Raw genomic sequence first — 5,679 nt, 5'->3', positions numbered from 1 at the left:
ATTTGATGCGCTATAAGCCGCCCTTTATCCTTCAAAAAAAGGATGGAAGCTACTTTAACGTCCTAAAGATCGAACAGCAAAGTAAAGCGGATATTAAAGCGGCAAATACTAACAAGACGGCAGCCGATCTAAATAGCGCAAATTCCAAAGATACGGCAGATTCCAAGGAGATATTGAGCTCTAACAGCGACACGACAAATTCTTTAAACTCATCTTCGTCCGCATCGTTATCTTCCGATACATCATCTTCTTCTAGCGCGCCGTCTTCCTTCTCCGCGGGCGCACCCCATTCCTCCGCCAAAGAGACTAACGCTCCCCGCTCATCCAAATCCTCGCAAGGACAAGAAGCAGCTATTAAATTTATCGTATTTGACGGCGGAAATTCCGTAAAAGAGCTTAATGCTAGCGAGCTATTTGATCTTTGTAGCGGCGAGTTTATCGTGCTAGCTCATAAAACTCTGAATTCTCAGATTAAATTTGGCTTTGCCTGGTTTTACAAGCGGATGTTAAGCTTTAAAAGAGTGGTATTTGAAGTGCTTTTGGCCTCATTTATCATGCAGCTTTTTGGTCTTGTTACACCTCTTTTTACGCAGGTGGTGCTCGATAAGGTTTTAACTCATCATAGCATCAGCACGCTAAACGTCATTGCATTTGCATTTTTGGCAACTATCATATTTGAGATGCTTTTAAGTCTAAGTAGAAATTATATATTCGCGCACACTACCACTAAAATTGACGCTAGGCTCGGTAGCGAGCTTTTTAGCCATTTGGCTCTGCTTCCGATGACTTACTTTGAGAACCGCAAGGTAGGAAACATAGTAGCTAGAGTGCGAGAACTAGATAGCATAAGAGAGTTTATCGCAAATAAAAGCGTTAGCGTGCTACTTGATATTTTATTTAGCTTCGTATTTGTCTTTATGATGCTGCTTTATAGCATTAAACTCACGCTGATCGCAATCGCATTTATAAGCGTAATTGCTGCGATCTACTTTTTTATCACGCCGGTGCTTAGAAGGAGATTAGAGGATAAATTTCAAATGGGAGCCGCTTCAAACTCCTATCTCGTAGAAGCAGTAACCGGAATGCAGACTGTAAAATCTCTAGCGATCGAGGGCAGCATGCAAAAGATGTGGGAGGAAAATCTAGGCAGATACGTCCGCTCATCTTTTAATCTTTCAAATTTAAGCAACGTCGCAAGCGGCTTTGCCTCCGCACTGCAAAAGCTTATGACGCTTTGCATTTTATACTTCGGCGTGGGGCTCGTAATCGAAGGCAAGCTAAGCGTCGGTCAACTCATCGCCTTTCAGATGTTTGCGGGGCAATTTAGCGCTCCTGTAATGAGGCTAGTTGGTCTTTGGAATGAGTTTCAGCAAGCCCTTCTTAGCGTTGATAGGCTAGGAGATATATTAAATACTCCAACCGAGCAGAGCACCGATAAACCCATTGCGCTAAATAATATAGAAGGAGATATAAAATTTGACGCCGTAAATTTCAGATACAGACCGGATCTAAATTTAGTGCTAAAAGATATCAGCTTTCACGTAGAACCGGGCAAAAGCGTAGGCATAGTCGGTAGAAGCGGCAGCGGCAAAAGCACGATTACGAAGCTGATCGAGCGGCTCTATCTGCAAAGCTCGGGCGCCGTTTATATCGACGGCATAGATATCAGACATCTAAATCCATATCTTTTGAGGCAAAACATCGGCGTAGTCCTTCAAGAAAACTATCTATTTAGCGGCAGCATCAAAGAAAACATCGCCTTTGCCGCAAGCGGAGCGAGTATGGAGGAGATCATCAGGGTTAGTAAGATCGCGGGCGCTCATGATTTTATCGCAGAGCTTGCAGGGGGTTACGATACCTTCGTAGGCGAGCGCGGCTCGAGCCTTAGCGGCGGACAAAAACAGCGCATCGCAATCGCTAGAGCGCTCATAAATAATCCTAAAATTTTAATCTTTGATGAGGCGACCTCCGCACTTGATTACGAAAGCGAAAGCATTATCAATAAGAATTTAAGCGAGATCAAAAAGGGAAAAACCTTCATCATCATCGCCCATAGGCTAAATTCCGTTAAGAATTGCGATGAAATTTTAGTGCTAGATAAGGGCGAGATCGTAGAGCGCGGAAAGCACGAGGAGCTAATGGCTCTGGGCGGCTACTACAAGAGCTTATATGATAAGCAACTAGGATAGGCTTGGATGAGATGAGAGCTGCGAATGAATGTAGCGCTAATGAAAGATTTATCTTTAAATTTGAGTATGTTTTTCTTGAACCCATATTTTTAATACGTTTGTTATACGCACAAAGCTTAAGAGCTTTATTATAAATTTATGGCATAATTCAATTAGATTTCTACAAGGATAAACTATGCTTGCATCGATAAATATTCAAACGTCAAACGCTAAAACGCTTAAAGCCATAGAGGATATAATCGCAAATGATCCTACCGCCGTTATAAGCTATAATGAGCTGAATTATTTAAGCCCGCAGGATGAAGCTAGACTTATGGAAATTTCAGATGCCGACGATAGAGGCGAGCTGAAATATCGCTCGCACGAGGAGCTATTGGAGCATTTAAATAAGCTTTTTAAAAAAATGGCCTAAGATATGAATCTTGTCTATAGCGAAGAATTCCTTAATGATTTGGATAAAATTATTATGTTTATCGCGCAAGATAGTCCCGAAAGGGCGGCTAAATTTGCAGATGATTTGATTGTTAAAATTTCAGACATTCCAAATCGCCCGTATAGTTTTAGAAAAAATCCTAAGCTAAATCGTAAAGATACTAGGGATCTAGTTTTTAAAGGCTATACTGTGCCGTTTCGCGTAAGCAAAGACGCCATAAAAATATTAGCGATATTTAAACGCAATAGCCATGCTATGAAATAATTTATTAGATTAAAGTTGCAAACAATGCTAAAAATTTTCAAAAGAATAGAGGATGATTCAAACGAGTTTAAGCCTCTTTTAATCGAGATAGAGGATGCTCCGCAAAACCCTTTGGGAAGATCAATTTTATGGATAGCTTGCGGGGCTTTGATATTTGCCGTGCTGTGGATGGTGTTTGCCAAAGTGGATATCGTAGTAAGTGCTAACGGTAAGGTCGTGCCCGACGGCGAGATCAAAATTTTAAAATCTCTCGAAAGCGGCGTCGTTTCTAAAATTTTAGTTAAAGAGGGCGATAGAGTAAAAAAGGGCGATCATCTTATTTTAATCGATCCTAGCGTCTCTACGGTAAATTTATCCACCAAGCAAGAGAGCCTAGCCCTACTTGAATACTCGATAAAAAGGCTTGATGCTCTAAGCTCGGGCAAAAGCTTAGATGCCAATATCAGCGCAGATGAACTGAGCTTATACAATACGCAAAAATCAAACTACGAAGAGAGCATAAACGTCTATAATCTAAAAATGCAAGCTCTGCAAATGGGGATAAATTCCACCAATTTAGAAGTCGAGAGACTAAGCGGAATTTTAAAGATAGATGAAGCGCGGCTGAATAATCTAAATAAGGTAAAAGATATAATAGCGCGCAAGGATCTATACGAACTGAAATCCAAGGTAATCGAGCTAAACTCCAATCTTAAAATTTCAAAAGAAAAGCTTGCCGAGCAAAGGGCGAATTTAGATGAGCTAGCTAAGGAGCTTGAGGCCTTTAAAAGCCAAAGTATATCCAAGTGGCTCGATGAGATGCTTGCTAAACAGAAGGAAGCAAGCTCGCTAAAAGCGGAGATCAACGCGATCTTGTTTCAAACCAGACAGCAGATCATCTCCTCTCCGGTTGACGGCTTTGTGGGGAAGCTACTTGTAAATACGCAAGGAACCGCCATCACAAATCAAGAAAATTTAATCTCTATAGTGCCTAGCGATAAGCCTTTAATCATCAAAGCAAACGTGCTTAATAAAGACATAGGCTATCTGGAAAATAATCAAAGCGTAGCCATTAAGGTTCAGACCTTCGACTTTCAAAAATACGGCAAGCTAGAAGGTAAGCTCATTCACATAGCAAACGATGCGATAAATGACGAGAAGCTAGGAGAGATTTACGAAGTAAAGATCAGACCGGATTCTACATTTTTGATCGTAGATGGGATCAAAAAGGAGATCGAGCCCGGTATGAGCGTAACTGCCGAAGTAAAAGTAGGCAAAAGACGGGTAATAGAGCTATTTATCTATCCTGTCATCAAATACTTGGATGAAGGACTTAGCGTAAGATAGAGAAAGGGCAGGATGGCAAGTGGATATTTTACCCTAATGGGTAAGTCTTCGCTCAAATACATTGCTTGTTTGAGTGACTCCTATCCTGCCTGTCCTAGAGGGTAGGAGCAACTACACCGATACCCTCAAGCTTCGTTTGAGTAGAACTACCTATCCCATCTGTCCTAGCACAGCCTTACTTTAAATTTAGCGCAAGCAAGGACGTCCTCTTGATAAATTTTTTTAATGTAGTACCGAAGCAGAGTGGATAGCCGCTGCCTCTATATTGAGCTGCTGTTCGTTCTAGCATGTGAGCCTCTGGTTAAATGCGCAATTTGAACAGCAGCCCTTACCCGAGCGGTTACCTGTCTCGCCTGGTTGGATACCCGCTTGAACAGCTACTTTTCATCTGAGAGGTTGTTTTATCATAGCGGATGGCGACAATCCAAGCGAACAAAAAAACAATATATCTGCGAGGGGCGAGATTGTTACCGCCGGTAGCCTTTGCGAGCAACCGGCGGCGTTTCACGAGTAGTCGTTAGCAGAGCAACATGTAGCATTGAGAGTGCGCAGCCCTGGGTTAGAGTGGACGGGGGGCGGGGGGCGGCGATTAATTCCCCCAGCCGCTCGCAAACATCTGCATGATATCCGGATTATTTTTCATATCATCCATCGAGATATTGCTCATGCCGTTATTTGAGGCGTAAGCGTTGAGATCTTCGATGATCTTATTGATTTTGCTGGCAGTGATATACTCTCCGCTAGCAAGCGCGATCTGCTCTATAGCACCGCCGCCGAATTGATTATTTATGCGGACGGTGTCGTTATCGCCGTATTTTAATACCAGATCATTGGCGACCCTTTGGAAGGTGATGTTTTCTTTACTAATCCCCTCTTTAAATCTGATCGTATCGTTGCCGCTATAATCTTGAACAGTGTCTACTCCGTCGCCTCTGCCGAATACATAGGTATCGTTGCCTTCGCCACCTTCCAATCTATCATTACCGGATCCGCCTTCTAGGATATCGTCGCCATGCTCTCCGTAAAGGATATCATCGCCTTCGCCGCCATAAAGGATGTCGTTGCCGTAATATCCGGCCAAGGTATCGTTGCCTTCGCCACCATAGAGGGTATCATCCCCTTCTTGACCGTAAAGAGTGTCGTTGCCCTTGCCGCCATAAATTTCATCATTGGCAATTGACCCTCTAATGATATCGTTACCGTCGGTTCCTTTAAACATAGTTTGTGTTTCGAATTCATGAAGGGAGAGTTTTGTTCCATCTGCGAATTCGAAATTATTTATATTACCGTAGTAGTTTCTTCCTTCATTCCAATAGATATCTTTTATAGTTAATTTATCTTCGGTTCCTTTGATAGAAATTTCAAGGCTATTTATATCCTTGTCTGCTCTTTTTACTAGTAGGTCATTCGCGCTAATCCCCTCTTTAAATCTGATCGTATCGTTGCCGCTATAATCTTGAACAGTGT

At 42.3% G+C, this 5,679-nt stretch carries 5 protein-coding genes; 4 read left to right on the top strand and 1 reads right to left on the bottom strand.

All coding sequences use genetic code 11. From position 1 onward, the window contains the following. The first annotated feature begins 5 nt into the window (after positions 1-5). The 4 genes from Q0614_RS05990 to Q0614_RS05975 all read left to right on the top strand — a co-directional run bounded on the left by Q0614_RS05990 (position 6) and on the right by Q0614_RS05975 (position 4,212). Positions 6-2,189 carry a type I secretion system permease/ATPase gene (locus tag Q0614_RS05990; RefSeq protein ID WP_298787249.1) on the top strand — a complete coding sequence of 728 codons (2,184 nt, stop codon included), beginning with the start codon at positions 6-8 and terminating at the stop codon, positions 2,187-2,189. Positions 2,190-2,364: 175 nt separating this feature from the next. After that, the gene (locus tag Q0614_RS05985) at positions 2,365-2,601 is read left to right on the top strand and encodes a hypothetical protein (RefSeq protein ID WP_298787247.1); all 237 of its coding nucleotides are present in this window, start codon (positions 2,365-2,367) and stop codon (positions 2,599-2,601) included. Positions 2,602-2,604: 3 nt separating this feature from the next. Beyond that, positions 2,605-2,886 carry a type II toxin-antitoxin system RelE/ParE family toxin gene (locus tag Q0614_RS05980; protein ID WP_298787246.1) on the top strand — a complete coding sequence of 94 codons (282 nt, stop codon included), beginning with the start codon at positions 2,605-2,607 and terminating at the stop codon, positions 2,884-2,886. A 24-nt stretch (positions 2,887-2,910) separates the two neighbouring features. Continuing rightward, positions 2,911-4,212 carry an HlyD family type I secretion periplasmic adaptor subunit gene (locus Q0614_RS05975; protein ID WP_298787245.1) on the top strand — a complete coding sequence of 434 codons (1,302 nt, stop codon included), beginning with the start codon at positions 2,911-2,913 and terminating at the stop codon, positions 4,210-4,212. Between the two features lie 589 nt (positions 4,213-4,801). On the opposite strand, the gene Q0614_RS05970 is transcribed toward Q0614_RS05975, so the two are convergent. Next, the coding region (locus Q0614_RS05970; RefSeq protein WP_298787244.1) for a calcium-binding protein at positions 4,802-5,679 on the bottom strand (878 nt) is incomplete at its 5' end.

Origin of the sequence: uncultured Campylobacter sp. (assembly GCF_937997595.1) — a bacterium.
Taxonomy (GTDB): domain Bacteria; phylum Campylobacterota; class Campylobacteria; order Campylobacterales; family Campylobacteraceae; genus Campylobacter_B.
Note: the sequence above shows the minus strand (reverse complement) of the source record. Positions and strands in the feature narration are given on the sequence as shown.

Excerpts from the sequence above, each read along its gene's own strand:
- Q0614_RS05990 (WP_298787249.1), top strand. The coding sequence starts at position 6 with ATGCGCTATAAGCCGCCCTTTATCCTTCAAAAAAAGGATGGAAGCTAC.
- Q0614_RS05985 (WP_298787247.1), top strand. The coding sequence starts at position 2,365 with ATGCTTGCATCGATAAATATTCAAACGTCAAACGCTAAAACGCTTAAA.
- Q0614_RS05980 (WP_298787246.1), top strand. The coding sequence starts at position 2,605 with ATGAATCTTGTCTATAGCGAAGAATTCCTTAATGATTTGGATAAAATT.
- Q0614_RS05975 (WP_298787245.1), top strand. The coding sequence starts at position 2,911 with ATGCTAAAAATTTTCAAAAGAATAGAGGATGATTCAAACGAGTTTAAG.